The following is a 26,771-nucleotide window of genomic DNA, read 5'->3' on the forward strand; positions in this document are numbered from 1 at the left end:
AGTACGCCGCGGTAGGGGCGCGCATTAGGCGTTCAGGCGCATGGTGGTGCGTAGCTGCAGCTCGTACTGCTGGAAGGCTTGGCGAATCACTTCGCGTAGCTGCTCGTCCTCCCAAGGCTTGACCAGATATTTGTAAATCGAGCCTTGGTTGATTGCTTCTGTGACACTCGCTAGGTCGGTGTAACCCGACAGCACCATGCGCACGGTGTGCGGGTGAATATCTTTTACCTTGCGGAGAAACTCGGTGCCGCTCATGCCCGGCATACGTTGGTCGGAGATGATCACTTGCACGTTATTGCGCGCCAGCAGCTCGAAGCCTTCTTGCGCGCTGTTGGCGGTGAGAATGGTGTAGCCGTCGCGGCGTAGCAGGCGGGTCAGCGCGCGCAGAATATTCGGTTCGTCATCCACTAACAGCAGCGTTTGCACTTGCTCTTGCGCTTGCTCGGGCAGGCTCACGCCTTGGCGGTTTTGTTGTAGGAAGGCGACGAGCTGATCTTCAGGCAGCGGTTTGCTGAAGAAAAAGCCTTGGAACTCATCACACTGGTTTTTCAGCAGGAAGTTGAACTGGCCTTCTTCTTCAACGCCTTCGGCAATCACGCCCATCGACAAGTGATGGGCCATGGCAATGATGGCTTGGGTAATCGCCGCATCGTGGCTATTGCGGATGATGTCGCTGACAAAAGAGCGGTCAATTTTGACCTTGTTCAGCGGCAGGATTTTTAAATAGCTGAGGCTGGAGAAACCGGTACCAAAGTCATCAATCGCCGTGCGTACGCCTTGCTGGCTCAAAGCTTTGAGCACCGCCACGCTATTTTCGGTGTCTTGCATCAAAATCGACTCGGTAATTTCCAGCTCTAAGCGGTTAGCCGGCAGCCCGGTTTCTTGCAGGGTTTGCTCAACCAGTTGGGTAAAGGGCTGGCGGCGCAGTTGCGCGGGGGATAAGTTGACGGCCATAGGGCAGTCGCACAGGCCGCGATCAAGCAGCATTTTGTTAACGCGGCAGGCCTCACGCAGTGCCCAAGCGCCTATTTGCACGATCTGCCCGCTGGATTCGGCCAGCGGAATGAAGTCGTTGGGCGGCACCATGCCCAGCTCAGGGTGACGCCAGCGAATCAGTGCCTCGATACCGCTGATGCGCCCGGTGCGCCCATCGACTTGCGGTTGGAAGTGCAGAATGAACTCGTCACGCGCCAAGGCGCTACGTAGCTCATTGCGTAGCATCATCCGCGCGCTGACGCTTTCGTCGAGGTCTTCGGTGTAGATGTCGTAGGTGTTGCGGCCATTTTGCTTGGCGCGATACATGGCCATGTCGGCTTGCTGCAGCAGTTGCGTTGGCTGCTCCAGCTCGCCGTCGTAGGTGAAGCTGATGCCCACGCTGCAGGTGACGTGCAAGGTTAAATCGTGATGCACGATAGGCCGGTCGATGCTGGCGATGATGCGCTCGGCCACTTGCACCGCTTGCTGCTCGTTATCCAGCTCGGGCAGCAGGATCACATATTCATCACCGCCCATGCGGGCAAGGGTGTCTTCGTTGCGCACTTCACAGCGTAGGCGTTCGGCAATCTCCATCAGCACTTCATCGCCCACCGCATGGCCAAAGGTGTCGTTAATCGGCTTGAACTCATCCAGGTCGATAAACAACAGCGCCAGCAGACGTTGGCGGCGTTGTGCGGCATGCACAGCTTGGCTAAGGCGGTCTTCTAACAAGGCGCGGTTAGGCAGGGCGGTAAGGCGGTCGTGGCTGGCGTGAAAGGCCAGTTCTTTTTCGTAGTGTTTTTGCGAGGTGACATCGGTTTGGATGCCGACAAAGTGGGTGAGGTTGCCTTTGTCGTCAGTTACCGGCTCGATTTGCAGATCATTCCAGAACAGCTCGCCATTTTTGCGCCGGTTTTGCAGAACCACATGCACGCTTTCACCAGCCTTGATGCTGGCGCTGAGTTGATCGACTGCTTTGCTGCGCGGTACGTCTTTTTGCAGCACATTGCAGTTACGCCCCAATATCTCGTCGTTGCTGTAGCCGGTGATGCGGGTGAACGCCGCATTGACATACACCACCGGCTGCTCGGGCAGGCGGGCATCGCTGATCACAATACCGTTGGAGCAGGCCTCTAGGGCACGCTGGCTAAGCTTTAAGTGTTGTTCAGCACTTTTCGCTAGGGTGATATTGCGGACGATATTGAATATCCCCGCGCAATCACCATCGACATGAATCGGCAGCTGGGTGACATCGACCTGCCAAATGTGTTTTTTGCTATCAAGCCATTCAAGCTCGCGGTGCTGCGGTTCCCCAGCGATCACCCGCTCGCATTGCGCTTGCATAAGGCTCGCGTCTTCAGCGAGGAGGAACTCTTCCAATCGGTGGCCGGGCAGGCGTTCACGGGGGATTTTGATCAGTTCACTGGTTGCTTGGTTGGCGGCCAATAGACGGCCTTGTAAGTCGCAAGAAAAAACTGCATCGGGGTGGTTATCAAACAGCGAGCGATAGTACTGCTCGTTCATTTGCAGTTGGTGTTTTTGCCGGTCGCGCTCCAAGGTGATGGTGGCGAGGTTGGCGGCTAACGTCCAACGTTCGGCATACGGCGCTTCTAGCGCGGCGGTGTTTTCTACCACTAAGGTCATGATGCCCAGTACATCGTGGCGAGCATTGATCAGCGGCAGGCACAGGCTGTCGCGCAGTCCTTTTTGGCCAAGACGTTGCTGCCATTGAATGCTGGCTTGACGGCTGTTGTGCGAACGGCAGCGTTGCAAGGTGGCCTCTAAGGGCGCATCACACAGCTCGTCGGGCCCGGTTAGGCCGAGTTCGCCAAGCACAGGTTGGGCGCGGTGCGAATGCGCGATGGCGATCAGAGCGTCTTGGCCGTCTACTTTGTGAAAGGCGACGCTGGTGCCCGGCACATAGTCGATGATCAAGTCGATGAGCATGTGCAAGATGTGTTGCGCGGGCTTGTCGTTACTGATTTCGCTGAGGATTTCGCGCTGCTGGGTTTGAAAGTTCTCGGTGGCTTGCAGGGTTTGAATATCGCGGCCAACCAAGTAATAGCTGCTTTCTTGCCGCGACCAGCGCAGTGACCAGAGGGTTGGCACCACGTGCCCATCGGCATGGATCAAACGCAGGCGCAGGTCGTAGAGGGGGAAGCCTTGGGTAACCGTTTGCGCGGCCTGATTAAAGCTGTGGCGGTCTTCGGCCCACACCAGTTCATGGAAGTTGAGCCCGGCTAAGTTGGCAGTTTGTCGCGCGCACAAGCGTTCAATGGCTGGGCTGATCCAGCGAATCAGGCGGTTTTCATCCAGTGCGCAGAGCACATCGAGGCTTTGCTCCATCATTTGCTGATTGGTTTGGCGCAGTTGCTCGCTTTCCATCAGGCTGTTGGCAAGGGCCAGCTGTTGCTGTTGCAGGCGCTGCGTGCGCTGAGAGCTTTGCTGCATTAAATGCATCACTAAGCCTAATAAAGCGCCGACTAAGGTAGCGAAGATCAGAATCAGCTCGGTGGTGATGGCTTGAATGTCTTTAGCCGAGCTAGTTAGCAGCTTCACTTGCCAGTTAAGTTGCCCGGGCAGAGCCAGTGGCTGGGCAGGCTCGCTAATGTCTTCGCTTCTGAGGCTGGCAAACAGTTCATAGCGCCCCTCATTGAGGCGCAGCGGGGTGTGTTGGCTGACTTCCTCTAGTTGGCTGCTAAGCCAACCGGGCAGTTTGATGATCAGCACCATGTATTGCTGCGACTGCGGCAGGTAACGCCCAATGGCATGCACCCAACCTTGGCTGCCGTTCACACTATGGCTGAAGCCAATGCCGGGGCTTTGCCGCAGTTGGCGGAGCCATCTGGGCAGGTCGTTCATTGGCAGTAAGTTGATCAAACTCTCTGCGTCGGTGCCCGGTGGGTAGTAGTTAAATTGTTGGGCGCCGTAATGGTTGAGAATAAAGCCAGCGGCGAGGTCAGGCAGGATAGTGCTTAGCGCTTCGCCACTCTTATTCCACTGCGCTTGGTCAGCCACTGCGCGGCTGGCCCAAAGCGTGGCGTGGGTTTCCATTAAACGTTCGTTGGCGTGCAGCTCCCGGGTGAGGATTTGCTCAATACGTTCTAGTTGCTGTTGGCCACGTAAGTGCTCCAACTGTTGGCTGTATTGAATCTGCGCGAACCATAACAGGCTGCCGACCACGGCGACGATTAAGCTAATGGCAGGCCAAGGCAACGCCTCGCTGTCATCATCCAGACTGGTTTGGGCCAGCAAGCCAATGCCGCTGAGTAGCAGGAGGGTGGCGCCCAATAAGTGCTGCGTGAGGCTAAGGCTCTGCTCGAATAAGGGTTGATAGTTGATGGGCAAAATCAGCAACAGCAAGCCGCTAATGGCGGTGATCGAGCCTAGGACAAAACTCAGCGGTTGTAGGCTGTCGCGGCGCTGTAGCAGAGCGTTGAACCCCCAGAGCATCAGCGCTAGCAGCAAGCCGGTTGCGGCGTGTAGTACCGCTATCTGCTCTTGTAGCGCCAGCCAAAACGCCGCGAGCGGGAGTGCCAGCCATTGCCAGCGCTTGCCGCGTACGGTGCTCCAGCTGAGGAGTGCTAAGAGCAACAGCGCCACCGGCGTGCCGGGGCTGAACAACGGGGCACGGTCGGTGCTATTGGCCAATAAGAACACGCCCAAGATCAGCGCTAGGCTCAGGCACACGAAGGCAAGGCTATGCAGGTAGGCCTGCGCCGCGAGTGCCCAATTGATCTGCGCTAGGCGTTTTAGCATTAATTGAACCCTTGGTGGTCGAGGCTCTCCCATTCCTCCAGAACGATGGCGCCGTCTTCGTTGCGCATCACTTCAAATAAGGCAGGATGCTCGGCGCGTAAATGCTCTTGCGCCTCGCGCTGGCGCACCAGCAGGTCGTGTTGTTGTTTGAGTTGTTCGTACATGCGCTTTTGTTCGCGGCGCAGGGTGAGAAGCTCCAGCGCGGTGTCGAGGGCGGTGAGCAGCTCGTAGTCGTCCCAGGGTTTGCTTAAGAAGCGAAAGATTTCCGCTTGGTTGATGGCTTTGATCAGCGCTTCGCGGTCGCCGTGAGCGGTGAGCAGCAAGCGCATGGCTTCGGGCTGGCGCTGGCGCACAAACTGCAGCAGGGTGATGCCGTCCATGCCGGGCATGCGGTAATCGCTGAGGATCAGATCAAAGTTCTGCTGGGTGAGTAGCTCTAGGGCTTTTTCCGGGCGCTCGCAGGTGGTGACTTGCCAAGGCCGCTTGTGCAGCACGCGAGTAAGGGCGCTGAGGATATTCGGCTCATCATCAATGAGCAGCAGGTTGGCCATGGTTGGCCTCCTTGATGGGCTCGTTGATTTTGACAAATAGGGTATAGCGGGCCTTTTCTGAGGTTTCGTAAGCGGCGAGCTTTTCAATCAGCGGTTGCGAGAGAATCTTGCCGCGATTAAGCAGCAAGATGCCGCTGGCGGCGTGCAGGTTGTGCGCTAGCTCCATGCCGGGTTTGACTTGCGCGGTGGTGAGTGCCCGCAGGTTGGGGTTGAGCTCGAGTAAGTCCGGCGCTTCACGCTCAAGGTACGGCACGATGCGGTCGATCCAGCCCGGGTCGTACCAGCGCCCGGCGTATTTGCGTAAAAACACTAAGGCTTCGTCGCGGCTTAAGACCCGCTCCAGCAGCAGGCCGCATTGCAGCTCAACGAAGTCGACGATGATTTTCAGCACCCGCGCCATCGGCGGAATCACTTCATGCTGCCAGCCGTTAGGAAAACCGCTGCCATCCCAGCGTTCTTGATGCAGACCAATCAGGCGTGTGGCCTCTTGAATCGGCTCCAAGGCCATCAGCAGTTGTTCGCCTTGGGTGGGGTATTTTTGATAGGCCGGGCGCTCGGTTTTCAGCATCACCTCGGCGGACTTATGGATTTGCGTGTCGTTCCAGCTGACTTTGCCGACGTTATACAGCGCAGCGGCCATGACCAGCTGCTCGCGCTCTAGCTCGCCCATCTTGAAGTTTTCTGCGATGTGCCGGGCCAGCGAGATCACGGCTTTATTGGTTTGCTTGGTCAGCGGGTAGCGCTGGGTGAGCAGCGTGGAGAACACCTCGACGCAGGTCTCATAGCTGCGTTTAAGCTCGATATAGGCCAAATCGAGCATATCGGCGGTTTGCTCAAGCTCGGAGGTGCGCGCCTTAACCCGTGCTTCCAGCTGATCGTTGAGCTTCTGCAATTCGGCATTCTGCTGCTCAGTGAGTTTTTCCAGTCGCTGCCGTTCGCGGTCGGCAGTTTGAAACTGCAGCCACTGGCGCACGGTTTCTTTTAAGTCGTCGTCATCCCACGGCTTAGAGATATAGCGGTGGATGCGCCCGGCGTTGATGGCTTTGACCGTGGTGTTTAAGTCGGCAAAACCGGTGAGCAGGATGCGGATGGTTTTCGGCCATTTTTCCCACACTTTGGCCAGCAGGGTGGCGCCGTCCATACCCGGCATGCGCGCATCGCTGATGATCAGCTCAACGGGCTTTTCTTCCAGAATCTCCAGCGCCGCTTCAGCGCTTTCGGCGGTGAGCACTTCGAACTCTTCATGGCGCAATAGGCGGCGCAGTGAGTTGAGGATGCCGACTTCGTCATCGACCAAGAGCACGCGCGGGGTTGGGGGCTCGAGTTGGGTGCTGTCCGTGGCGGCACTCATGCGCTTATCTCCTGTGCTTCGGGCTCGTGCTGTTTGATCGGCAGCCATACGCGAAACCGCGTGCCTACGCCGACGGTGCTGTCGACTTCGATACGACCATGGTGTTTTTCCACGATGGTGTACGACAAAGACAGCCCAAGGCCGGTGCCCTTGCCAATGGGTTTGGTAGTGAAAAAGGGGTCGAAAATGCGTGACAGGTGTTTGGTGTCGATGCCTTTGCCGGTGTCTTGCACCTCGAACCACGCCTCATCGCCTTCGGTGCCGGTGCGCAGGGTGATGGTGCCGAACTCTTCAATGGCGTGCGCGGCGTTGACCAGTAAGTTCATCGCCACTTGGTTGATTTGTGAGGCGATGCAATCCACCGGCGGTAGGTCTTGGTAGTCCTTAATGACTTCGGCTTTGTATTTGATCTCGTTGTGCACCACGTTGAGGGTGGTGTCGAGGCCGCGAATTAAATCCGCTGGCTGGAAGGCTTCTTCGTCGATGTGCGAGAAGTCCTTCAGGGATTGGATGATTTTCTTCACCCGCTGCAAGCCGTCTTCGGACTCCTCCAGCAGCGAGGTGACATCGTCGCGGATGTAGGCGTAGTCCATTTCGTCCATCAGATTCTGCAAGGCACCGGGTTGCTCGCTGGCGGCGGCGGTGTCGATGATTTGCAGCAGGTTTTTCACGTAATCGGCGAGGGTTTTTAGGTTAGAGAACACAAAGCCGATGGGGTTGTTGATTTCGTGGGCGACGCCGGCGGCCAGTTGGCCGATGCCGGCCATTTTTTCTGATTGCACCAGTTGCTTGTGAATTTGCTCCAGCTTGTTGGCCAGTAGTGACTGCTCGTTGTGCTTGCCGGCCAGAGCGCGTAGGGCTTCTTTTAAGTAAACGTCGGCGTTATAGCCCACTGTGTTGTCGTACAGCACTAAGCATAAATGCGGTTGATTTTGGTTGTCGGTCAGTGGGTAGAGCAGGGCGCTGTTGAGCAGGTTATCGCTGGTGGTGCATGGCCACGTGGCCATCTGCCTTTGCTGGCTGCTGAGGGCTTTGTCCACCAAGGCCTTAAGGTGGCTAAGGTCAATGTCGCTCAGCAGGGTAGAAAGGGGTTGTTGCGCAATGCCCTCAATGGTTTGCTGGTAACGGTCTAACAAAAATTGATTGGCGTACTGAATCAAATAGTTAGGCGCAAACAGCACCAGCCCCACATCGAGGTGATCCATGGCGTTTGCCAGTAGGCTTTCTTGGTCGGAAGAAGCAGTCATGCGTGTTTCTCATTGGGAGTCTGCTAAAACCAGTCTAGAACAGCCTTTTTCTACCTGCTGGCAGAGTGCGAAAAATGAATAACGATGTTGTGCACTATCGCTTTGAGTTTGCTGATGGCCGCAAAGTGGCGTTGCAGATCAGTGCGGATGAGCCGCAGCTGGCAGAGCGCCCGGCCTGGACCGAACTGGGCTTTTCCCAATGCCGCAACTGCCCGCTGAACACCGCGACGGTTAGCCACTGCCCCTATGCGCTGCGCTTGGTGGAGCCGTTACGTTTATTAGGCGGCGATGACTCGTTTGCTGAGGTGACGGTTAAGGTGCTGCACCACGGCCGTGGCGTGGTGGTGAAAACCACCTTGCAGCGTGCGCTGGGCTCGCTGATGGGCTTGCTCGGTGGTTTAAGCGGTTGCCCACATACCGCGCCGTTAAAACCGATGGCGTTTTTTCATTTGCCGCTGGCCAGCCTTGAAGAAACTCTGTTTCGCGCGGCCGGTAGCGTGCTGCTGGGGCAGTATTTGCGTGCGCGTAAGGGCTTACCCGCTGAGCACAGTTTGGAATTGCTGATCGATACCATGCACGCGCTGCGCGAAGTGAATAGCGGTTTGGCCGAGCGTTTACGAGGCGCCGCCAGTCACGATGCGCCGAGTAATGCCTTGGTGCTGTTAGCCGTGCAAGCGGCGGAGATGGAATATTCGCTGGATACGTTCGACAGCGCCTTGGCACCGTTTTTTGCCAGCTATTGGGCGGGGGAGGAGTGATCCTGCTGCGTTTTACGGCAGCAGGGTTGGGTTGGCTGAGCTAGAAGGCTTGGGTTAGGGAGGCGCTGATTAGACCAGTTCGCCCCACAGGTCATACTCATCAGCATTGGTGATGCGCACGCGCACCATCTGACCGGGCTCTAGATCAAAGCTGTCGATATACACAGCGCCGTCAATTTCTGGGGCATCGGCGGCGCTGCGGCCCACGGCGCCTTCGTCGTCGATCTCGTCGATCAGCACATCCATTTCTTGACCAATCTTCAGCTGCAAGCGTGCGGCAGAGATGGCCTGCTGGTGCGCCATAAAGCGCTCCCAACGGTCTTGTTTCACGTCATCGGGAACCAGCTCAAGGCCCAAGTCATTAGCTGGTGCACCGTCGACTGGGCTGTATTGGAAGCAGCCGACGCGGTCCAGCTGCGCTTCGGTCAGCCAGTCCAGCAGGTATTGGAAGTCTTCTTCGGTCTCACCGGGGAAGCCAACAATAAAGGTCGAGCGAATGGTCAGCTCAGGGCAGATCTCGCGCCACTTCTTGATGCGCGCCAAGGTTTTGTCTTCAAACGCCGGGCGCTTCATGGCTTTGAGCACTTTCGGGCTGGCGTGCTGGAAGGGAATGTCCAGATACGGCAGCAGCTTGCCTTCAGCCATCAGCGGAATCACGTCATCCACATTGGGGTAGGGGTACACGTAGTGCAGACGTACCCAAACGCCCATCGACGACAGCGCCTGACACAGCTCCAGCATGCGGGTTTTCACCGGCTGGCCGTCCCAGAAATCAGTCTTGTACTTGAGGTCGACGCCATAGGCGCTGGTGTCTTGGCTGATCACCAACAGCTCTTTCACGCCGGCTTTGACTAAGCGCTGCGCTTCGGAGAGCACATCGCCCACCGGGCGGCTGACCAGCTTGCCACGCATCGAGGGAATAATGCAGAAGCTGCAGCTGTGGTTGCAGCCTTCGGAAATCTTCAAATACGCGTAGTGACGCGGGGTGAGCTTAACGCCCTGTGGCGGCACGAGATCAGTGAAGGGGTCGTGCTCGGTTTTCGGCGGCACCACTTCGTGCACGGCGTTGACCACTTGCTCGTACTGCTGCGGGCCCGTCACGGCCAGTACGTTGGGGTGTACTTCGCGGATGCTGCCTTCTTCCACGCCCATACAGCCGGTGACGATCACCTTGCCGTTTTCGGCGATGGCTTCGCCGATGGCGTCCAGCGATTCGGCCTTGGCGCTGTCGATAAAGCCACAGGTGTTGACCACCACCACGTCGGCGTCCTGATAGGTCGGCACCACTTCGTAGCCTTCCATGCGCAGCTGGGTGAGGATGCGTTCGGAATCAACGAGAGCCTTGGGGCAACCTAGGGAAACAAAGCCAACTTTGGGTGAAGCGGTGGACATGGGGGCTAACCTCGAAGGGCACCTTCAGGGGTGCCTCTGATCAAAAAGTGCGCAATTTTAGCGGCCGAACTCGCCCTTGGCTAGGCGATTTATTCGCCGTGGGCGATGGCTAGAAAACCCAGTACGGCATCTGCCTGCCATTGCCAGTGCGCGGTTAACTCGCGACCTGCCGGCCAAGCGTTGCTAAGGGTTTTGTTAAGGCGCAAGTAGCTTTGCCCGCTGGTCGCTCGGCTATCGGTGCTGCTCAGGCATTCGGCATCGTGAAAGTAAAAGCGCACCCCAGTTAGCGGGTAGAGGGTTTTAAACAGCGCTTCTTTTAAGCAGAAGCTCAGCGTTAAGGCGCGAGCTTGCTGATCGTTGGGCAGGTTTTGCCACTGTTGCAGTTCGGCGGGGGTGAGGATTTCCCCCGCCAAGCGCTGCGCACGGGCTTCGGTTAAACAGTGTTCAATATCCAGCCCCACGCTTTGCCAGTAACGGCGATCGGCAACGATGGCGGCGGCGCGGCCTTGGCTGTGGCTGATGCTGCCGCATTGCTCGGTGGGCCACTGCGGCGCGCGGTCTTCTCCGATGGCGGGGTTGCTCACGCTAAGCCCCAGTGCTTGCTGCGCTTGGGCAACGCACCAGCGCCCGGCGAGGTATTCCTGCTGGCGCTTAACCGCGGCGCGCTGCAAGTGTTCGGGCAGGGTGTGCGAAGCGGGCGTGGCTTTCGGGTCAAAGCGGCAGGCTTTAAGGGCAATGCCTTGCGTGGGTAGCGCGCTGGGCCAGTGCCAGCTGAGGTCAGGAGTAAAGGCCGTGGTCACAGGCGCACTCATAAAGGGTTCAGTGCGCCAGAGCTTAACAGCCTAGCGGCGTTGAATTAATCGGCGAACGCCTCAAGCGCAAGGCGCCCGGAGCGCAGCAGCCGAGACATACTGTCTGGTAGGCGAGGCTGTGAGCACCGCGCAACGCAGCGATTGAGGTGTGCAGTCATTAATAATTCAGTGCCGCTAGCCCGGATGACCATCGGCACGGGTCTGACACAGCATAGGCCCGTAGTGCCAAAGGAACAGGCCAAAGGCGCTGAGCCAGCACAGCCCCGCCAGCCAGAGACCGTCTTGGTAGGCGATTAAAGTCAGTAGCACACGGCTGGCAGCGGCGAGGTTGAGCAGAATAAACGCCAGCGTCATCGCTGCCGGTGGCTGCAAGGGGCGCCCGGTATGGCCAAGGCTGACGCGGGCCAGCATGGCCAGAATCATCCCTGCCATGGCGCCGATGGCCAGCGCATGAGTGGCTTGGCTAAAGCTGTCGATAACGCCGAAGTGCCACAGCGCAAAGCCCGCGCAGGCGACTATTAGCCACAGGTACGAGGCATGCAGCGACCACAGCAGCGCCACCTTAAACACGCCGCGATCAGCCCAGCGATAAAAGCGGTAGGCATGCCCAGCGCCGAGCAGCACAAACAGCACGCCGAGGCCGGCGCTAGGGCTGAGCGCTGTGCCGCTGGCATGTAATAGGGCGATCAAGATGGTGCCGCCGAGCAGTGCCCAGTCCAGCTTGGGTTGTGCGGGCACTTGCTGCACGCGGCCTAAACCGCGCTGGGTAAAGAAGGGGATCACCCGGCCGCCGATCAAAGTCATCAAAGCGGCGACCAACCACAAGCCTGCCAGCACGCCTTGGCGTTGTTGCGCGTCATCTTGGCTGAGCACAGCGCTTAAGCTCAGCGCGTCGACCAAGGCGAGTAACACGAGCACCCCGACAATCGGGTAGTTACGGGTTTGCTTGACGCGGTACAAGCTGCGCGCCATTACCACCGCGACGGCGATAAAGAACAGCACATTGCTGGCGAGCAACAGCCAGCCGGCATCGGCAAACCAGCTCAAGCGCGCGAGCAACCAGAGTAGGGCCAGCGCGGCGAGTGGCTGGCCGCTTAAGCCGGGTTGACCGGTCCAGTTCTGCACCGCAGTGAGCAAAAAGCCGGCAACAATCGCCCCAGCAAAACCAAACAGCAGCTCATGCCGGTGCCAAGCCAGCCAGCCGCCGAGCGGGGCTTGGTTAAAACCGCCGCTTAAGGCCAGCAGCCACAGGGCAATACTGCACAGGGCCAGCAGCGCGCCACCTAAAAAGAACGGCCGAAAACCCAAACGCAACAGCGGCGGGATGGCCATGGCGTGGCGTTTTTCCTGAATGTGCATGGCGGGCTCCTGTTGCGCTGAGTCAGCCATAGTTTCTCACTGGCTTGATCAGTGTGGCCCTGATGCAAATCAAGGCGATATAAGGCGGATGTAAGACCAGGCTGGCGTTATTCTGGCTTCACCTTAGCGTCGGCATCTGGTAAAAAGGCTCGGCTTTTCCGGTAGACGTTCGTGCTGCCGCTCTATGCGGGTGTAGTTCAATGGTAGAACTGCAGCTTCCCAAGCTGCTAGCGTGGGTTCGATTCCCATCACCCGCTCCATTTTTATCGCCACTTTTCTGCTGTTTAGCCCTTGTGACTGTCAAGCATGGCTCAGGGCATGCCGTGGCCGGGTGGTTCGGGCTCGTTCAATAAGTTCAGGCCGCGTGCTACGCCTAAGGCAATGAACATCACACCAATCACCCCTTCGGCGCTGGCTAGCAAGCGTGCCCAGGGGCTCATGGGCAGCACATCGCCGTAGCCGACGGTGGTTAAGGTCACCAGCGAGTAGTACATCAAGTCGTGCAGTTGCGGGGCGATGCCCGGTTGGCTGCTGATCAAATACGCTTGGCTGTCGAGCATCTGCACAATGCCGTGGCCCATGGCAAAGGCCATGGCGATCATGATGTACACCGCCACTAAGCCGAAGACTAAGTCGCTGGTGACTGGGCGGTAACGCACCATGTGTACAAAGAGGCCGGCAGTCAGCGCCCAGAAGATGCCAAGGTTGAGCAGTGCCTTGACCAAGCTCAGCACTTCGCTGTGGTCGTAGAGGTTGAACAGGTAATTACCGAGCAGCAGTGGGCCAATCACCCACAGGTAAATGCGCCGGTCGTGCAGGGCGTGCAGGGCGCTTAGGCTGAACAAGGCCAGGGCGATCATGTTCAGGTAGTCGATACGGTGTGGGAATAACAGCAAGCTGGCCATTAACACGCAGTTAATAAACAGTAAGGTAAAGCGTTTGCGGTTAACCCAATGCAGTAGCGTCATGCCCACACTCTCGATCCAGATTGATTAGCGGCCTGTTTGGTTAACTCAGTTAGTCAACTTCGGCGCCTGAGGCCCTGATACTGCGTTGCCGCTCCTCGGCATAGCTCTGCTATGACTCGTCGCGACGCCTTGTCTCAGAACCTCAGTCATCCGAACTTGAGTTAACCCATTAACCGCACAGGCCCCTAGAAGTGTGGGCAAGACAGGGGGCTTGGGGCAAGTTTTAGGCAGATTTATCGGCGGTAAACAGCTGCTGCACAACGCTGAAATCCAGCTGACCTTTGCCTTGTAATAACAGCTGGCGATACAGCGCCAACGCTAGGCTGCCCATTGGCGTGCTGGCATTCACGCTTTGCGCCGCTTGTTGGGCAAGGCCTAAATCTTTGCTCATCAGCTGAGCCATAAAACCGCCGCTGTAGCCGCGACTGGCGGGCACGCCCTCCATTACGCCGGGCCACGGGTTGTACTTTTCTAGGCTCCAGTTGCCGCCGGAGCTCTGGCGCATGATCTCGCTCAGCACGCTGGCATCTAAGCCATTGGCGACGCCCAGCGCGAGCGCTTCGGCGGTGCCGAGCATGTGCACGGCGAGCAGTTGGTTATTGCACACCTTGGCCACTTGGCCGGCGCCATCGGGGCCGGCGTGGAAGATGTTTTTACCCATCTGCTGAAGAAAAGGCTTAGCGCGCTCAAGGTGCTTAGCATCGCCGCCCACCATAAAAGTCAGGGTGCCGGCGGCGGCGCCAGCGGTGCCGCCGGAGACAGGGGCATCGAGTAACTCAATGCCGCGCTCGCTGGCTGCCGCATGTACTTTGCGCGCGCTATCGGGGGCGATGGTGGAGCACTCCAGCACTAAGGTGCCGGCGGCTAAATGTTGCAGTAAACCATCGCTACCTAAGTACAAGCCTTCTACGTGGCTGCTAGCGGGCAGCATGGAGACCACGACTTCGGCGCCTTGTGCAGCCTGTTGGGCGCTGGTAGCGGCCACACCACCGGCAGCGGCGAGTTGCTCAAGGCTCGCGGCAACCAGATCAAAACCTGTCACCTGATGGCCCGCTTTGAGCAAGTTAAGCGCCATCGGCAGGCCCATGTTGCCTAGGCCAATAAATGCAATGCGACTCATGGTGTGCTCCTTATGGGGTCAGCTCGGCCAGTGGGTGTGCGCCTTGCCAGGCAGAGGCAAAGTGCGCCTCGACCACGGCAGCGGGAATGCTGTGAATATCCGGCCAGTGCCACGCCGGTTGCTGATCTTTGTCGATCAAGCGGGCGCGCACGCCTTCGGCAAATTCCGGGTGGCGACAGCAGTTCAGCGCCATGGCGTATTCCATGCGGAACACCCCGCCGAGGGATAAATGCTTGGCGTGTTCGAGCTGCGCCCAGACCAGTGCGGCGGTCAGCGGGCAACCGTTGACCAGGGTTTTACCGGCGCGGGCCAGCAGGTTGTCGTCGCTATCCACTAGCGTGGCGATGGCATCCCACGCGCTGGCGGCGTCGGGCACATCGAGCAGCTGATTGATCTGGGTTTGTCGTGGTAACCACTGGGTATCCGGCAGCTGGCTGCGTGCTTCGTGCTCCAGCGCTTGTAATAGGCTGATCAGCTGCTCGTTGGCGCGCTCTTGCCAGTTGATTTGCACTAGGCCCGCAAGCAGGGCGTCGAGCTGTTCATCCAGCAAGAAGCGGTCGGCCAAGTTGAGTGCCAAGGCATCGGCGGCGTTGATGTGCGCGGCGGTTAAGGCGAGGAACAAACCGAGCTTGCCGGGCAGGCGGGTGAGAAACCAACTGCCGCCGACATCGGGGAACAAGCCAATGCTGATCTCCGGCATCGCTAAGCGCGTGCTGGGGGTGACGATACGCGTGCTGGCGCCTTGCATCAGGCCCATGCCGCCGCCCATCACATAACCGTGTGCCCAGCAGATAAAGGGCTTGGGGTAGGTGTGAATCAGGTGGTCGAGGCGGTATTCGTCGGCAAAAAAACGTGCGGCCAAATTAGGCACGCTGCCGGGCTCGGCGCGGCAGGCGTGGACCAAATCGACCACATCGCCACCGGCGCAAAACGCCTTGGCGCCATCGCCGCGCAGCACCACGGCGCAAATAGTGTCGTCGTTGGCCCACGTGCTTAATTGCTGCCACAGCGCTTCGATCATCGGCAACGACAGGGCGTTTAAGCTTTTCGCGCTGTCTAGCGTGGCAATGCCAATCTGATAGCCGTGCAGGCTAGGGCGTTGTTCAAACTGTACGTTCATGGCGGGCCCCTTAGTGGTTCAGCCACTGTGGGCGGCGTTTTTCTAAGAAGGCATTCACGCCTTCGCGGGTGTCGTCGGCATCGAACAAGTCGACAAAGCGCTCGCGCTCTTCCGGCAGCCAGGTGCTCGGCGCGCGCTCGCGGGCGCCTTGAATCAGTGGTTTGATGGTACGCACCGCGACGGGGCTCTGGTTGGCCACTTTGCTGGCCAGCAGCAGCGCGTGATTGCGTGCCTCGCCGCTATCGACCACTTGCTCGACTAAGCCGATGCGCTCGGCGGTCATGGCATCGACACGCTCGCCGCAAAGAATCATCCGCTTGGCCCAGCCTTCGCCCACCAGCCAGCTCAAGTGCTGGGTGCCCCCGGCGCAGGGCAGCAGGCCCACGCTGGCTTCGGGCAGGGCGAGTTGTGCGTGGCGTTCGGCAATGCGGATATCGCACGCCAGCGCACACTCTAAGCCGCCGCCCATGGCGTAGCCGTTGATCGCAGCAATCGACACCCCGCGAAAATCGCGCAGCGCTTCAAAGGCTTCGCCAAAGCGGCGGGCCATTTCGCGGGCGCGGGCTTTGTCGCCATCGGCAAACAGTTTTAAGTCGGCGCCGGCGGAGAAAAACTTCTCGCCTTGGCCGGTAATCACCAGCGCGTAAATATCGTCATCGCGGTTTAGATGCTCGACGATCAGCTTGAGGCCGATCAGCGAGTCGCGGTCCCAGGTATTGGCCGCGGGGTTATTGATGGTGATCAGCGCGGTGTTGCCGCATTTTTCCAGCATCAATTTATGGGTGAGGTCGAAGGGGCCGCTCTTGTAGGGTTCCAGTGCTGTGCTCACGCAATACTCCTTGTTCGGTTACAGCAGGCCATCGAGCTGGCCGCCTTGCTCAAGCAGGCGGCGGGCGATGATGACCCGCATGATTTCGTTGGTGCCTTCAAGAATCTGGTGCACGCGCGCATCGCGCACCCAGCGCTCTAACGGGTAATCGTTGAGATAACCATAGCCGCCGTGCAGTTGCAGGGCCTCGTTACACACGTTAAAGCAGCGGTCGGTGGCTAGGCGCTTGGCCATGGCGCAATACAGGCTGGCTTCGGGGTGGCCGCTGTCGAGCTTAGCCGCGCCTAAGCGCACCATCTGCCGGCTGGCAGTGAGGTCGGTGAGCATGTCGGCGAGCTTAAATTGCAGCGCCTGAAAGCTGGCGATGGCCTTACCGAACTGCTGGCGCTCTTCGACATAACGCAGGCTTTGCTCTAGCGCTGCTTGTGCGGCGCCGAGCGAGCAGCTGGCGATGTTTAAACGGCCGCCGTCGAGGCCTTTCATCGCGTAGACAAAACCCTGGCCTTCCGGGCCGATACGCTGGCTGGCGGGGATGCGCACGTTCTCGAAGGTGATGGTGCGGGTCGGCTGGGCTTTCCAGCCCATTTTTAGCTCGTTGCGGCCATACACCACGCCGGGCGTGTCGCCCGGCACTAAGAAGCACGAAATGCCTTTAGCGCCGGGCTCGCCAGTGCGCGCCATCACAATCAATACATCGGTGCTGCCGGCGCCGGAGATAAAGCACTTGCTGCCGCTGAGCACATAGTCGTCGCCATCGCGTTCGGCGCGGGTGCGTAGGTTGGCGGCGTCGGAGCCCGCGTCTGGCTCGGTGAGGCAGTACGAGGCCAGCAGCTCGCCGCTGACTAAACGGGGCAGCCATGCGTCTTTTAAGCTTTGCTCGGCAAAGCTGGCGAGCATCCAGCTGGCCATGTTGTGGATAGTGAAAAACGCCGTGGTGGCCACGCAGCCAGCGGCCAGCTGCTCGAAAATCAAGCTGCTGGATAGGCGCGAAAGGCCCAAGCCGCCGTCTTCTTCTGGGATGTACAGAGCCAAGTAGCCCTGTGCCGCAGCGCGCTTGATGGTGTCGACGGGGAAGTGGCTGTCACGGTCCCAGTCGGCGGCGTTGGGGGTTAGCTCGTCGGCGGCAAAGCGTCGCGCGCTTTCCACCAGCAGGCGTTGTTCTTCGCTGAGTTCAAAATCCATGTCCGGGCTCCGCGCTTATTTGAGCTGGATGGTCATGTTCGGCCCGCTCACCGGGCTGTCATCAAACCAGCGGGTGGTGACGGTTTTCGTCTCGGTATAAAAACGCACTGCTTGTTTGCCGTAGGCGTGTAGATCGCCGTAGAAGCTGCCTTTCCAGCCGGTGAACGAGAAGAACGGCAGCGGCACCGGAATCGGTACGTTGATACCCACTTGGCCGACTTCCACCGCATGTTGGTAATGCCGCGCCGCGCCGCCGGAGCGAGTGAAGATGCTGGTGCCGTTGCCGTAGGGGCTGTTGTTGACCAGCTCAATGGCTTGCTCCAGCGTGTCGACCTCCATGCACACCAGCACGGGGCCGAAGATTTCTTCGCGGTACAGGCTCATCTTCGGCGTCACGCCGCTAAACAGGGTGGGGCCAATCCAGTTGCCGTCCGGGTAGCCGGCCACGCTGCAGTCGCTGCCATCCAGCAGGCACTCTGCGCCTTCGGCTTTGCCCTCGGCAATCAAACGCAAGACGCGCTGCTTGGCTTGCGGGTTAATCAAGGGGCCAAAGGCGGCGGCGGGGTCGTTCCAGTAGCCGGGTTGAATGCCTTTCATTTGTTCGGCCAGCTCGGCAATCCACTGTTTAGACTCGCCGACAAACACCGCCACGCTGATCGCCATGCAGCGCTGCCCAGCCGCGCCGCAGCTGGCGCCGACCAAGTTGCTCAACACTTGATCTTTTGGCGCATCGGGCATGATCACCATGTGGTTCTTCGCCCCGGCAAAGGCTTGCACGCGCTTTAAATGCTGGGTGCCGGTGCGATACACGTGTTGGCCCACCGGCACCGAGCCAACAAACGACACAGCGCGAATGTCCGGATGGGTGAGCAGGGCGTCCACCGGCTCGCGGGCGCCGTGCAGCACTTGCAACAGGCCCGCCGGGGCACCGGCTTCGATAAACAGCTCGGCAAGGCGATTGACTGTCATCGGGTCTTGCTCGGAGGGCTTGAGCACAAAGCTGTTGCCGCAGGCGATGGCCAGCGGAAACATCCACAGCGGAATCATTGCCGGGAAGTTAAACGGCGTGATACCGGCGCACACGCCCAGTGGCTGAATCCAGCTGGCGGTGTCGATCTCTCGGGCGACGTTTTCGACCGTCTCGCCCATCATCAGGCTGGCAATGTTGCAGGCTTGCTCCACCACTTCGATGCCGCGCCACACATCGCCTTTGGCATCGGCAAAGTTTTTGCCGGTTTCTTTGGCGAGAATCTCCGCCACTTCATCGTGATGCTCTTTGAGCAAATGCTGATAGCGCAGCATGAGCCGTGCGCGGTCAGAGACCGGCGTTTCGCGCCAACTGAATTGCGCGGTTTTGGCGCTGGCGATGGCGTCTTCGATGTCTTCGGCGGTGGCGCGCGGTGCCAAGCAGAGCACTTGCTGGGTGGCGGGGTCGAGCACTTCGATCACTTCATGGTGATCGCAGTTGCGCCACTGCCCGGCGATAAGTTGCGGAATTACCTTGGCCATCGTTGACATGCCTCATGTTGTTTTTTGTCTGTTGTAGCATGGCGAAATCAGCCTTTGGATTGACGATGTTGGCAGTGGGATGGACTATCTTGCGGTTAAACAGGAGTTTGTATGAGCCAAGCCGTGATCACCTCCAGCTGGCCTTTGCCAGAAAACGGCGTGCGCTTGGTGATAGCCCCCAAGCTGCGCCGCCAGCTGGAACGGCATCCGTTAGGCGCCGGCTGTTATCCGCAAGCATTGGGGTTTTATCCGCAGGCAGCGGGGCACCGCATGCGGCGCACGCGGCATGAAGACCATCTGCTGATTTACTGCCGCGCCGGGCAAGGCTGGCTCAAGGTAGGCGAGCAACACTATGAGGTGCGCGGTGGTGATTTATTGTTGCTGCCAGCCGGTGTGGCGCACGAATACGGCGCCGATAGCCAGCGACCGTGGACGCTGTATTGGGTGCACTTTGCTGGCACCCATAGCGCGGCGTTTATTGAGCTGCTGGGGAATCGCCCGTGGCGGCGCATTGGTGTGTTGCCGCGCTTGCTGGCTGAGTTTGAAGCCCTGCTGGCGCTGCAAAAACAAGGCTTAAGCCTGCCGCATTACCTGCATGCGGCGCATCAGCTGCAAAGCTTACTCAGCTATGTGGCGGTGCTGCCGGCGCAGCTGACGTTAAAGTCGGGCCGCCGTTTGGATGTCGAAGCCGTGCACAGCTATATGCGTCAGCATCTGCCCGATCAGCTCAATCTAGAGCAGCTGGCGGCGCAGTTTAAGTTGTCGCGGTTTCACTTTGCTCGCGTGTACCGCGAGCTGACGGGGCACAGCCCCATGCAGGATTTTATCCAGCTAAAAATGGCTCAAGCCTGCCGTTTGCTCGATGAAGGCGAGTTAAATGTGCGCCAAGTGGCTGAGCAGCTGGGTTACGACGACAGTTATTACTTTTCCCGCTTGTTTAAGCAGGTGGTGGGTATTGCGCCCAGTCATTATCGGGCGCTGCATCAAGGTTAAGCGCTGCCGATTAGTCGCTGCGCTCGCGCAGTAGTGGGGGTAACGGAGCGCCTTGGAAGACATCTATCAGCTCGTTGATCGCATTCAGGTGCTGTTCTAACCAGTCTTCGGCGCGTTTGGCGGGTGGGCTGCGCCATGGCAGTTTCTGAAACGCCGGCAGTAAATGCAGGTTCGGCAGGGCAAAGGCCTCGCCGTGCGCGCTGGCCAGCAAACGGCTGGCGACAATCACTAAGCCGGGCAGGCCAACCGCGCCTGCGGGGTCGTAAGCCCAGTTGCGGCGCTGGCGTACCACATTGCGCAGCGATTCGGGCATCTCCCAGTGAATGGTCAGCATCACACCCACTTCGGCGGCGTGGTTGTCGCACAGTTGCTCAAGTTCCGCGGCGCCGAGCTGGGTGAGGTGGGCGGTTTCGCTAATGATCAGCAAGCTGCCAATGTCTTCTAACAGGGCTGCCAACAGCACTTCATCGTTAATAAAACCATAGCACTGCTGGGCCAGCACGCAGGCGATGGCGGCGCGTTGTGTGGCTTGTGTCCAGCGGCGTTTCAGCGCGTTTTGGATATGCGGGTTAATGCTGATAAACAAATGCCGCAAGGTAAACGCGGTAACTAGCTGGTTAAGGGTGGCCTCGCCGGTTTGGGTGATGATTTGCCGTAGGCTCGGCGAGCGGCTGTGGGTGCGGTAAAGCGGGCTTTCGGCGATCTTGAGTAGGTAACTGGCCAGTGCAGGGTCGCTTTCGATCAGTGGCTGCAATTCGCGCAGGCTCCAATCAGGGCTGGTCAGTAGACGGCGGATTTTTAACGAGATTTCCGGCAGTTCCGGCAATTTGGCTTCGCCACGGGTGATGCGTTGGCAAATTTGCAGGGCAGGGTGGCCGGCAAACAGTGGGTCTTGCATGCAGTGTCCTTAGTGGCTGCGGTTGACAGCCTGTACGCGCTTTCCTAGGGTGCGGCGGCTAATCACAACGTGCAGGGTGCCCTATGGCTGACAACATCACGCTAGAAACGAGCTGGAAAACACACCTGTTGCCTGAGTTTAGTCAGCCTTACATGCTGGCGCTACGCCAGTTTCTGCGTGATGAGAAAGCCGCCGGTAAGGTGATTTACCCACCGGGGGCGCAAATCTTCAATGCCCTAGACAGCACGCCGCTGCCGCAGGTGAAGGTGGTGATTCTGGGGCAAGACCCGTATCACGGCCCGGGGCAAGCGCATGGTTTGTGTTTTTCGGTGGCGCCGGGGGTGCCTGCGCCGCCGTCACTGAAGAATATTTTTAAAGAGTTACAGCGCGATTTAGGCTTGCCGGTGCCTAATCACGGCTGCTTGCAGCGCTGGGCCGAGCAGGGGGTGCTGCTGCTCAATACCTCGCTGACTGTGGAGCAGGGCCAAGCGGGCTCGCATGCGAGTAAGGGCTGGCAGACCTTTACCGATCGCATCATCGAGTTGGTTAATCAAGAATGCCAAGGCGTGGTGTTTTTGCTCTGGGGCGCGCATGCCCAGAGTAAGCGCAAGCTGATCGATGCCAGTAAACATCAGGTGTTGTGCTCGGCCCACCCATCGCCGCTGTCGGCGCATCGGGGCTTTCTCGGCAACGGGCACTTCAGCGCCGCCAACGCGTATCTTCAGCAGCAGGGCAAAAGCCCTATCGATTGGCGCTTGGCGGAATAGCTTGCAGCCCATCGGGACGTTCGAAATCTTGCAAATAGCGCTGCATACGGCCATCGCGCCACAGTTGTTCGAGGCCGTTGTTAAAGCGCTCTAAGGTGCGTTGATTGCCGAGTACCTTGCGCGATAACAGCAAGTGCAGGGTGTATTGGCGAATGGGCTTGGGGTGTTGCACTAAACGCTCGCGCTCTTCGGGGGTAAAGTGCGTTTGCAGCAGGGAGTCGGCCACCACAGGGTTGATCGGGAAAATATCGATCTGCCCGCGCAGCAAGCGGCGTAAGTTGGTCAGGTCGTTATTGGCCGTGCGGGTGCTAATCAAACCTTGTCGGGCGGCTTTTTGCAGGGCTTTGCCGTAGTTGTAACTGCGGGTTAGGCCGACTTGCAGGCCTTCTAGATCATCCATCTGCTGCCAGTCGAAAGCACGTTCGCGCAGGCTGTAAAAGAAATGCCCGGAACGCAGTACCGGCGCGCTGATGTAAAAGTCGTGTTCGCGTTCTGGTGTTGACGACCACACGGCGGTGCCATCGCGAAGCCCTTGTTGGGCGAGTTCGAAGGCGCGATCCCAAGCGTGGAAATCCCAGCGAACCTGCATGCCTTGGCTGGCAAAGGCTTCACTGATGATGCGTGAGGCGGTGCCGTTGTAAGGCAGCATTTCGCCTAAATAGGGTGGCCACTCACCGTTGGTGAGGATGATGTTGCTTTGTGCGCGACTGCCAGTGCTGAGCACTAGGCCCAGCAGCAGGCAGGCAGTCAAACGCAGCATGATTTATTGCAGCATGCTCATGGCAGCTTCCATGGCGTCGTTCAGGTCTTCGTCGGCTTTCATGTCGACTTCGGGGTCGAGGCCGAGCTTGGCAAACGAGGGAATCTTCGACCAGTCCAACTCAGTGTAGGGGTGGTTGGTGCCCAGGTAGCTCTGCAGGGTGGCCACTTGCACGATATCGACGTAATCGGCTTTGGCGGAATCGCGGCTAAAGTCGAGGTAGTTCATCGGCACCATGGCAATCGGCTCGGGGAACTCCCAAGTGCGCAGAATCTTGTCGCCAATGATGGGGTGGATCTTCTCGATCACGTGGTTCAGGCTGATGGAGTCGGCCAGCAGTTCGCTGTGCTCCTCGGCGAAGGTCAGAATCGGCAGTACGCCGATCTGGTGGACTAAGCCGGCCAGCGTGGCTTGGTCGGGCATCAAGCGGGTGTAGTGGCGGCACAGTACGTGGGCGATGCCAGCGATTTCGGTGCTGCGCGACCAGACTTCACGCATTTTGCGATCGACCACATCGCTGGTGGCTTGGAACATCTGCTCCATCGCCAAGCCCGTGGCCAAGTTGCAGGTGTAGTTGATACCCAAGCGGCCAACAGCGGCGGACAGGTCGGTGATTTCTTTGCTGGCGCGCAGCAGCGGGCTGTTCACCACTTTTATCAGGCGGGCAGTGAGTGCGGCGTCATTGCTCAGCACTTTGGCCATGCTGGGGATGTCGATATCCGGGTCTTCTGCCGCTTCGCGCACTTTGAGTGCAACCTCAGGCAGGGTCGGCAGCACCAGTTCGTCGTTATCGATGGCCTTGATCAGCGCGTGTTGTACTTGGTCGGCCAGATTGCTCATGGGGTATTCCTTAAACTGGGCTAATTGTCTTGAGTCTAGTGGCTTTTGTCGGTGTCGGGGCCGTCGATTGCGTTAGCGGCTGATATCGCGGTCGTGGTCGCTGTGTATCGCCAGCGTTAGCACGCTTAACGGCGCGCCATCGGGGCTGCCGGCAAACAGCTGGCCAGCGCTGACGGCATCATCTTGCACCACGGCCAGCAGTTCTTGCTGGTCGCCATGGCGGGCCACACTGACCACTTCACCGACACTGCTGCTGTGCACCGGCGAAAACAGCTCCATACCCGGCTGTAAAGGGGTATCGGCTGCGGCTTGTAAACGTTGAAGGTGTCGTTTTAAGCGCCCTAAATACTGCATGCGGGCGACAATTTCTTGCCCGGTATAGCAGCCTTTCTTAAAGCTCACGCCGCCTAAGCTTTGCAGGGCGAGCATTTGCGGAATAAACAGCTCGCGCGTGGCGGCGGTTACTTCAGCGAGGCCTGCTTGGATATTGGCCAGTTGCCAAGTGTTTTCGTCGGCGCTGGCTAAGCCAGTGAGTAGCGTGCTGCTGTCGGCGCTGCTGTTTAAGCACAGCAAGGCGCGACCGTCGTGCAGGCGAATCATCAGGCCATGCTCATGCGCTACGCACTGACCGGCCTGCTCGCCGAGCTGCCAAGCGTCGATCAACGCAGCATCTGCGGACAAGCCAAACAGCTGCCAAGCGGCACTGGCATCGCTGATGGTGACTTTAGAAAACACGGCGTACTTGGCGAGGTCGGCACGTAGGGTCTCCAGTTGCTCGCTGGGTAATATCAGTAAAAAGCCATCGCCTTGGGCCGCAATATAAAAGCTCGCCAGCATGCGGCCTTTAACGGTGCAGCGGGCGCCTAGGCTGGCTTGGTTGGGGCTTAGGTAGTTGATGTTGCAGGTTAGCTGCCCTTGTAAAAACTTGGCCGCATCGGGGCCGTGTACGGCTAAAACAGCGTGGTGAGTTAACGGGTGAACATACGGGGCGGACATGGAGGCAATCCTGAAACAGACAAGCAGGCGCCCATCATAGTGCCCCAGCGGGAAAAATTCAGGCGCGACGAGCGCGGCAGCTCAGCAATTTGCGCTGCCGGGCCCGGCAGGGCTGGGTATAATCGCCGGCAAATTTGCGGAGAGCCCCATGACTGACTCAACTGAACTGAACCGTCTGTTTTGGCATAGCCGTCGCGGCATGCTTGAGCTGGACGTGCTGCTGGTGCCTTTTGTCAAAGAGGTTTACCCGACTTTGAGCGCAGAAGATCAGGCGCGTTACCGCAAGCTGTTGAGCTGCGAAGACCAAGACATGTTCGGCTGGTTTATGCAGCGCGGCGAGCCGGAAGATGCCGATCTGCGTTATATCGTCAAGATGATTCTGGATCGTGTACAACCGGACTGATCCGCAGGTTTGGCGCTGGCGCACGTCGCGTCAGCTGCGCTGGGCTTATCTCGCCCTGCAAGGCTTGTGTTTGACATTAAGCGTGGCGGTGCCTTGGCCTTGGTGGGCCAGGCTGGCGCTGTCGATCGCCTGTTTGGCGCATTGGGCATGGGTATGGCCCAGTTTGACGGGGCGGCCACGTCACCCTTGGCAGGCACTGCGTCACGATGCCAACGGCTGGGCGCTGCAAAATACCCAAGGCGATTGGCACAGCCTGCGCTTTTTACCCAGTACGCGGGCCATGCGCGGCTTGATCGTGCTGCACTTTAAAGTAGATGGCCTGCGCTTTGCGCAAAGCTTGTGCCTGCCCTCTGACAGCATGGATGCCGTCGCGCACCGGCGTTTGCGGGTGCGCTTACGCTTTAGTGAGTTAACTCGGCAAACTGCGGCGGATACAGCACAGTGTCCTGAGTCGTTGGGTTAGCGTTCGGGTAGTCCAGCGTGTAGTGCAGGCCACGGCTTTCTTTGCGCTGCATGGCGCAGAGAATGATCAACTCGGCCACTTGGGCTAAATTGCGCAGCTCAATCAGGTCGCGGCTGACTTTGTAATTGCTGTAGAACTCGTCGATTTCTGCCAGCAGCATTTCGACGCGGTGTTGTGCGCGTTGCAGGCGCTTGCTAGTGCGCACGATCCCCACGTAGTCCCACATCGAGCGGCGCAGCTCATCCCAGTTGTGGGCGATGATTACGTCTTCGTCGGAATCCGTCACTTGGCTGGCATCCCAGAACGGCAGCTCACCGGGATTGCTTAACGTAGGCAGCTGGCGGGTGATATCGGCGGCAGCGGCGCGGGCATAGACAAAGCACTCCAGCAGCGAATTGCTGGCCATGCGGTTGGCGCCATGCAGGCCCGTGCAGCTGGCTTCGCCCAAGGCATAGAGTCCGGGTACATCGGTGTGGCCGCAATCATCCACCACCACGCCACCACAGGTGTAGTGGGCTGCCGGCACCACGGGAATCGGCTCGCGGGTGATGTCGATGCCGTAGCTTAAACAGCGCTCATAAATGGTCGGGAAGTGGCTTTGGATAAACTCCGCGGGCTTATGGCTGATATCCAAATACACGCAATCAAGGCCCAAGCGCTTCATTTCATGGTCGATGGCGCGGGCGACGATGTCGCGCGGGGCCAGTTCGGCGCGTTCGTCGTGGCGCAGCATAAAGCGCTCGCCGTTCGGCAGCTTGAGCAAGCCGCCTTCGCCGCGCACGGCCTCGGTGATCAAGAAACTTTTCGCCTTGGGGTGATACAGGCAGGTGGGGTGAAATTGGTTGAACTCCATGTTCGCCACCCGGCAACTTGCGCGCCACGCCATGGCGATGCCGTCACCGGATGCACCGTCAGGGTTGCTGGTGTACAGGTACGCCTTGCTGGCACCGCCGGTGGCAAGAATCACCGCGCGGGCGCTGAAGGTGTCGACTTTGCCGCTGGGGCGGTCGAGCACATAGGCGCCGAGGCAGCGATTGCTGTCGCCCAGATTCAGCTTGCGCTCGGTGATCAGGTCGACGGCCACTTTGTGCTCAAGCAGGGCAATGTTGCTGCGCTCGCGCGCGCGGTCGAGCAAAGTACGAAAGATCGCCGCGCCAGTGGCATCAGCGGCGTGAATAATGCGCCGATGGCTGTGGCCGCCTTCGCGGGTGAGGTGGAAGTCATGAAAGCCGCTGTGAATATTTTCGTCGCGGGTAAAGGGCACGCCTTGCTCAATCAGCCACTCAATGGCGCTGCGGCTATGGCTTACGGTGTAGCGCACCGCAGCTTCATCGCACAGGCCACCACCGGCGACGAGGGTGTCTTGCACGTGCGCATCAACGCTGTCGCGCTCATCCAGCACGGCTGCCACACCGCCTTGCGCCCAAAAGGTCGAGCCACTGGCGAGCTCGCCTTTGCTCAGCACGGCGACACGTACGTCAGTGGGCAGGTTAAGGGCTAAGGTCAGGCCGGCTGCGCCACTGCCAATGACCAGCACATCGTAGGCAAAACGTTGACTCATGCTTCTCTCCGCAAGTCTGGCGGCAGTATACGGGCGCCTGCTGGGGGCCGAAACCGCTAATGGCGGCTAACGATTTGCATTGTGCGCGCTGCCCGGCACAATACGCGGCAATCGTGATGGGCCGATCGTGCCTTCGTTTTGAGCAATTTCAATGGCCT

At 59.0% G+C, this 26,771-nt stretch carries 23 protein-coding genes and 1 tRNA gene; 6 read left to right on the forward strand and 18 right to left on the reverse strand.

The features are described 5' to 3' along the window. Positions 1-24 precede the first annotated feature (24 nt). Genes BMX80_RS06260 through BMX80_RS06275 form a run of 4 tightly spaced genes read right to left on the reverse strand, consistent with a single transcriptional unit; the run spans position 25 to position 7,883 of the window. On the reverse strand, positions 25-4,734 hold the full coding sequence (locus tag BMX80_RS06260) for an EAL domain-containing protein (RefSeq protein ID WP_074866410.1): 4,710 nt from the start codon (positions 4,732-4,734) through the stop codon (positions 25-27). Beyond that, positions 4,734-5,285, reverse strand: coding sequence for a response regulator (locus tag BMX80_RS06265; RefSeq protein ID WP_074866414.1), 552 nt, complete (start codon positions 5,283-5,285; stop codon positions 4,734-4,736). Before BMX80_RS06265 ends, BMX80_RS06260 begins: the two co-directional genes overlap by 1 nt. Further along, complete coding sequence (locus BMX80_RS06270) at positions 5,263-6,636, reverse strand: response regulator c-di-GMP phosphodiesterase, NosR family (RefSeq protein WP_074866417.1); 1,374 nt, start codon at positions 6,634-6,636, stop codon at positions 5,263-5,265. Before BMX80_RS06270 ends, BMX80_RS06265 begins: the two co-directional genes overlap by 23 nt. Further along, the gene (locus BMX80_RS06275) at positions 6,633-7,883 is read right to left on the reverse strand and encodes an ATP-binding protein (protein ID WP_083394256.1); all 1,251 of its coding nucleotides are present in this window, start codon (positions 7,881-7,883) and stop codon (positions 6,633-6,635) included. The genes BMX80_RS06270 and BMX80_RS06275 overlap by 4 nt, the downstream gene beginning before the upstream one ends. 74 nt (positions 7,884-7,957) lie before the next feature. Here BMX80_RS06275 and BMX80_RS06280 point away from each other — a divergent pair, with 74 nt between their 5' ends. Continuing rightward, positions 7,958-8,641 (forward strand): DUF6901 family protein, encoded by a 684-nt coding sequence (locus tag BMX80_RS06280; RefSeq protein ID WP_074866421.1) that lies wholly within the window; start codon positions 7,958-7,960, stop codon positions 8,639-8,641. Between the two features lie 69 nt (positions 8,642-8,710). Here BMX80_RS06280 and rimO read toward each other — a convergent pair whose 3' ends face one another. The 3 genes from rimO to BMX80_RS06295 all read right to left on the reverse strand — a co-directional run bounded on the left by rimO (position 8,711) and on the right by BMX80_RS06295 (position 12,204). Further along, entirely contained in the window at positions 8,711-10,033 is a 1,323-nt protein-coding gene (gene rimO / locus BMX80_RS06285; protein WP_074866424.1) for a 30S ribosomal protein S12 methylthiotransferase RimO, read from the reverse strand. Positions 10,034-10,122: 89 nt separating this feature from the next. After that, positions 10,123-10,845, reverse strand: a complete 723-nt coding sequence (locus BMX80_RS06290; protein ID WP_074866426.1) for a 4'-phosphopantetheinyl transferase family protein — start codon at positions 10,843-10,845, stop codon at positions 10,123-10,125. Positions 10,846-11,019: 174 nt separating this feature from the next. Then, the gene (locus tag BMX80_RS06295; protein WP_074866429.1) at positions 11,020-12,204 is read right to left on the reverse strand and encodes an NnrS family protein; all 1,185 of its coding nucleotides are present in this window, start codon (positions 12,202-12,204) and stop codon (positions 11,020-11,022) included. 186 nt (positions 12,205-12,390) lie between these two features. Here BMX80_RS06295 and BMX80_RS06300 point away from each other — a divergent pair. Continuing rightward, a tRNA-Gly gene (locus BMX80_RS06300) sits at positions 12,391-12,464 on the forward strand. A gap of 51 nt (positions 12,465-12,515) precedes the next feature. On the opposite strand, the gene BMX80_RS17615 is transcribed toward BMX80_RS06300, so the two are convergent. From BMX80_RS17615 to BMX80_RS06330, 6 genes are all read right to left on the reverse strand, one after another. After that, on the reverse strand, positions 12,516-13,172 hold the full coding sequence (locus BMX80_RS17615) for a potassium channel family protein (RefSeq protein ID WP_083394257.1): 657 nt from the start codon (positions 13,170-13,172) through the stop codon (positions 12,516-12,518). Positions 13,173-13,395: 223 nt separating this feature from the next. Further along, positions 13,396-14,292: a 3-hydroxyisobutyrate dehydrogenase gene (gene mmsB / locus BMX80_RS06310; protein ID WP_071870594.1), complete on the reverse strand. Its 897-nt coding sequence runs from the start codon at positions 14,290-14,292 to the stop codon at positions 13,396-13,398. A gap of 10 nt (positions 14,293-14,302) precedes the next feature. Further along, positions 14,303-15,412 (reverse strand): enoyl-CoA hydratase/isomerase family protein, encoded by a 1,110-nt coding sequence (locus tag BMX80_RS06315; RefSeq protein ID WP_074866432.1) that lies wholly within the window; start codon positions 15,410-15,412, stop codon positions 14,303-14,305. A 10-nt stretch (positions 15,413-15,422) separates the two neighbouring features. Next, positions 15,423-16,241, reverse strand: a complete 819-nt coding sequence (locus tag BMX80_RS06320) for an enoyl-CoA hydratase (RefSeq protein ID WP_074866434.1) — start codon at positions 16,239-16,241, stop codon at positions 15,423-15,425. Positions 16,242-16,259: 18 nt separating this feature from the next. Continuing rightward, positions 16,260-17,423, reverse strand: coding sequence for an acyl-CoA dehydrogenase family protein (locus tag BMX80_RS06325; RefSeq protein ID WP_074866438.1), 1,164 nt, complete (start codon positions 17,421-17,423; stop codon positions 16,260-16,262). Between the two features lie 15 nt (positions 17,424-17,438). Further along, positions 17,439-18,932, reverse strand: coding sequence for a CoA-acylating methylmalonate-semialdehyde dehydrogenase (locus tag BMX80_RS06330; RefSeq protein WP_074866440.1), 1,494 nt, complete (start codon positions 18,930-18,932; stop codon positions 17,439-17,441). Between the two features lie 111 nt (positions 18,933-19,043). Here BMX80_RS06330 and BMX80_RS06335 point away from each other — a divergent pair, with 111 nt between their 5' ends. Then, positions 19,044-19,925, forward strand: a complete 882-nt coding sequence (locus BMX80_RS06335) for an AraC family transcriptional regulator (protein ID WP_071870589.1) — start codon at positions 19,044-19,046, stop codon at positions 19,923-19,925. A gap of 10 nt (positions 19,926-19,935) precedes the next feature. On the opposite strand, the gene BMX80_RS06340 is transcribed toward BMX80_RS06335, so the two are convergent. Then, on the reverse strand, positions 19,936-20,823 hold the full coding sequence (locus BMX80_RS06340; RefSeq protein WP_074866443.1) for an HDOD domain-containing protein: 888 nt from the start codon (positions 20,821-20,823) through the stop codon (positions 19,936-19,938). Positions 20,824-20,906: 83 nt separating this feature from the next. Between BMX80_RS06340 and ung the strand changes: the two genes are divergently transcribed. Next, entirely contained in the window at positions 20,907-21,590 is a 684-nt protein-coding gene (ung, locus tag BMX80_RS06345; protein WP_071870587.1) for a uracil-DNA glycosylase, read from the forward strand. On the opposite strand, the gene BMX80_RS06350 is transcribed toward ung, so the two are convergent. From BMX80_RS06350 to ygfZ, 3 genes are all read right to left on the reverse strand, one after another. Next, positions 21,565-22,350, reverse strand: coding sequence for a substrate-binding periplasmic protein (locus BMX80_RS06350; RefSeq protein WP_074866445.1), 786 nt, complete (start codon positions 22,348-22,350; stop codon positions 21,565-21,567). The genes ung and BMX80_RS06350 overlap by 26 nt on opposite strands. A 3-nt stretch (positions 22,351-22,353) precedes the next feature. Then, positions 22,354-23,190 carry an HDOD domain-containing protein gene (locus tag BMX80_RS06355; RefSeq protein WP_071870585.1) on the reverse strand — a complete coding sequence of 279 codons (837 nt, stop codon included), beginning with the start codon at positions 23,188-23,190 and terminating at the stop codon, positions 22,354-22,356. Between the two features lie 72 nt (positions 23,191-23,262). Continuing rightward, on the reverse strand, positions 23,263-24,186 hold the full coding sequence (ygfZ, locus tag BMX80_RS06360; RefSeq protein ID WP_074866449.1) for a CAF17-like 4Fe-4S cluster assembly/insertion protein YgfZ: 924 nt from the start codon (positions 24,184-24,186) through the stop codon (positions 23,263-23,265). Positions 24,187-24,334: 148 nt separating this feature from the next. Here ygfZ and BMX80_RS06365 point away from each other — a divergent pair, with 148 nt between their 5' ends. Continuing rightward, positions 24,335-24,589 (forward strand): FAD assembly factor SdhE, encoded by a 255-nt coding sequence (locus tag BMX80_RS06365; protein WP_071870583.1) that lies wholly within the window; start codon positions 24,335-24,337, stop codon positions 24,587-24,589. Continuing rightward, positions 24,573-25,052 carry a protein YgfX gene (locus tag BMX80_RS06370; protein ID WP_074866451.1) on the forward strand — a complete coding sequence of 160 codons (480 nt, stop codon included), beginning with the start codon at positions 24,573-24,575 and terminating at the stop codon, positions 25,050-25,052. Before BMX80_RS06365 ends, BMX80_RS06370 begins: the two co-directional genes overlap by 17 nt. Here the strand turns inward: BMX80_RS06370 and nadB are convergent. Continuing rightward, positions 24,991-26,613, reverse strand: a complete 1,623-nt coding sequence (gene nadB, locus BMX80_RS06375) for an L-aspartate oxidase (protein WP_074866454.1) — start codon at positions 26,611-26,613, stop codon at positions 24,991-24,993. The two genes, BMX80_RS06370 and nadB, sit on opposite strands and share 62 nt — an antisense overlap. Positions 26,614-26,771 lie beyond the last annotated feature (158 nt).

The organism is Atopomonas hussainii (genome assembly GCF_900109735.1).
In the GTDB taxonomy this organism is placed as follows: domain Bacteria; phylum Pseudomonadota; class Gammaproteobacteria; order Pseudomonadales; family Pseudomonadaceae; genus Atopomonas; species Atopomonas hussainii.

Coding starts and splice junctions, on each gene's coding strand:
- BMX80_RS06260 (WP_074866410.1), bottom strand. CDS start 4,734: ATGCTAAAACGCCTAGCGCAGATCAATTGGGCACTCGCGGCGCAGGCC.
- BMX80_RS06265 (WP_074866414.1), bottom strand. CDS start 5,285: ATGGCCAACCTGCTGCTCATTGATGATGAGCCGAATATCCTCAGCGCC.
- BMX80_RS06270 (WP_074866417.1), bottom strand. CDS start 6,636: ATGAGTGCCGCCACGGACAGCACCCAACTCGAGCCCCCAACCCCGCGC.
- BMX80_RS06275 (WP_083394256.1), bottom strand. CDS start 7,883: ATGACTGCTTCTTCCGACCAAGAAAGCCTACTGGCAAACGCCATGGAT.
- BMX80_RS06280 (WP_074866421.1), top strand. CDS start 7,958: ATGAATAACGATGTTGTGCACTATCGCTTTGAGTTTGCTGATGGCCGC.
- rimO (WP_074866424.1), bottom strand. CDS start 10,033: ATGTCCACCGCTTCACCCAAAGTTGGCTTTGTTTCCCTAGGTTGCCCC.
- BMX80_RS06290 (WP_074866426.1), bottom strand. CDS start 10,845: ATGAGTGCGCCTGTGACCACGGCCTTTACTCCTGACCTCAGCTGGCAC.
- BMX80_RS06295 (WP_074866429.1), bottom strand. CDS start 12,204: ATGCACATTCAGGAAAAACGCCACGCCATGGCCATCCCGCCGCTGTTG.
- BMX80_RS17615 (WP_083394257.1), bottom strand. CDS start 13,172: ATGACGCTACTGCATTGGGTTAACCGCAAACGCTTTACCTTACTGTTT.
- mmsB (WP_071870594.1), bottom strand. CDS start 14,292: ATGAGTCGCATTGCATTTATTGGCCTAGGCAACATGGGCCTGCCGATG.
- BMX80_RS06315 (WP_074866432.1), bottom strand. CDS start 15,412: ATGAACGTACAGTTTGAACAACGCCCTAGCCTGCACGGCTATCAGATT.
- BMX80_RS06325 (WP_074866438.1), bottom strand. CDS start 17,423: ATGGATTTTGAACTCAGCGAAGAACAACGCCTGCTGGTGGAAAGCGCG.
- BMX80_RS06330 (WP_074866440.1), bottom strand. CDS start 18,932: ATGGCCAAGGTAATTCCGCAACTTATCGCCGGGCAGTGGCGCAACTGC.
- BMX80_RS06335 (WP_071870589.1), top strand. CDS start 19,044: ATGAGCCAAGCCGTGATCACCTCCAGCTGGCCTTTGCCAGAAAACGGC.
- BMX80_RS06340 (WP_074866443.1), bottom strand. CDS start 20,823: ATGCAAGACCCACTGTTTGCCGGCCACCCTGCCCTGCAAATTTGCCAA.
- ung (WP_071870587.1), top strand. CDS start 20,907: ATGGCTGACAACATCACGCTAGAAACGAGCTGGAAAACACACCTGTTG.
- BMX80_RS06350 (WP_074866445.1), bottom strand. CDS start 22,350: ATGCTGCGTTTGACTGCCTGCCTGCTGCTGGGCCTAGTGCTCAGCACT.
- BMX80_RS06355 (WP_071870585.1), bottom strand. CDS start 23,190: ATGAGCAATCTGGCCGACCAAGTACAACACGCGCTGATCAAGGCCATC.
- ygfZ (WP_074866449.1), bottom strand. CDS start 24,186: ATGTCCGCCCCGTATGTTCACCCGTTAACTCACCACGCTGTTTTAGCC.
- BMX80_RS06365 (WP_071870583.1), top strand. CDS start 24,335: ATGACTGACTCAACTGAACTGAACCGTCTGTTTTGGCATAGCCGTCGC.
- nadB (WP_074866454.1), bottom strand. CDS start 26,613: ATGAGTCAACGTTTTGCCTACGATGTGCTGGTCATTGGCAGTGGCGCA.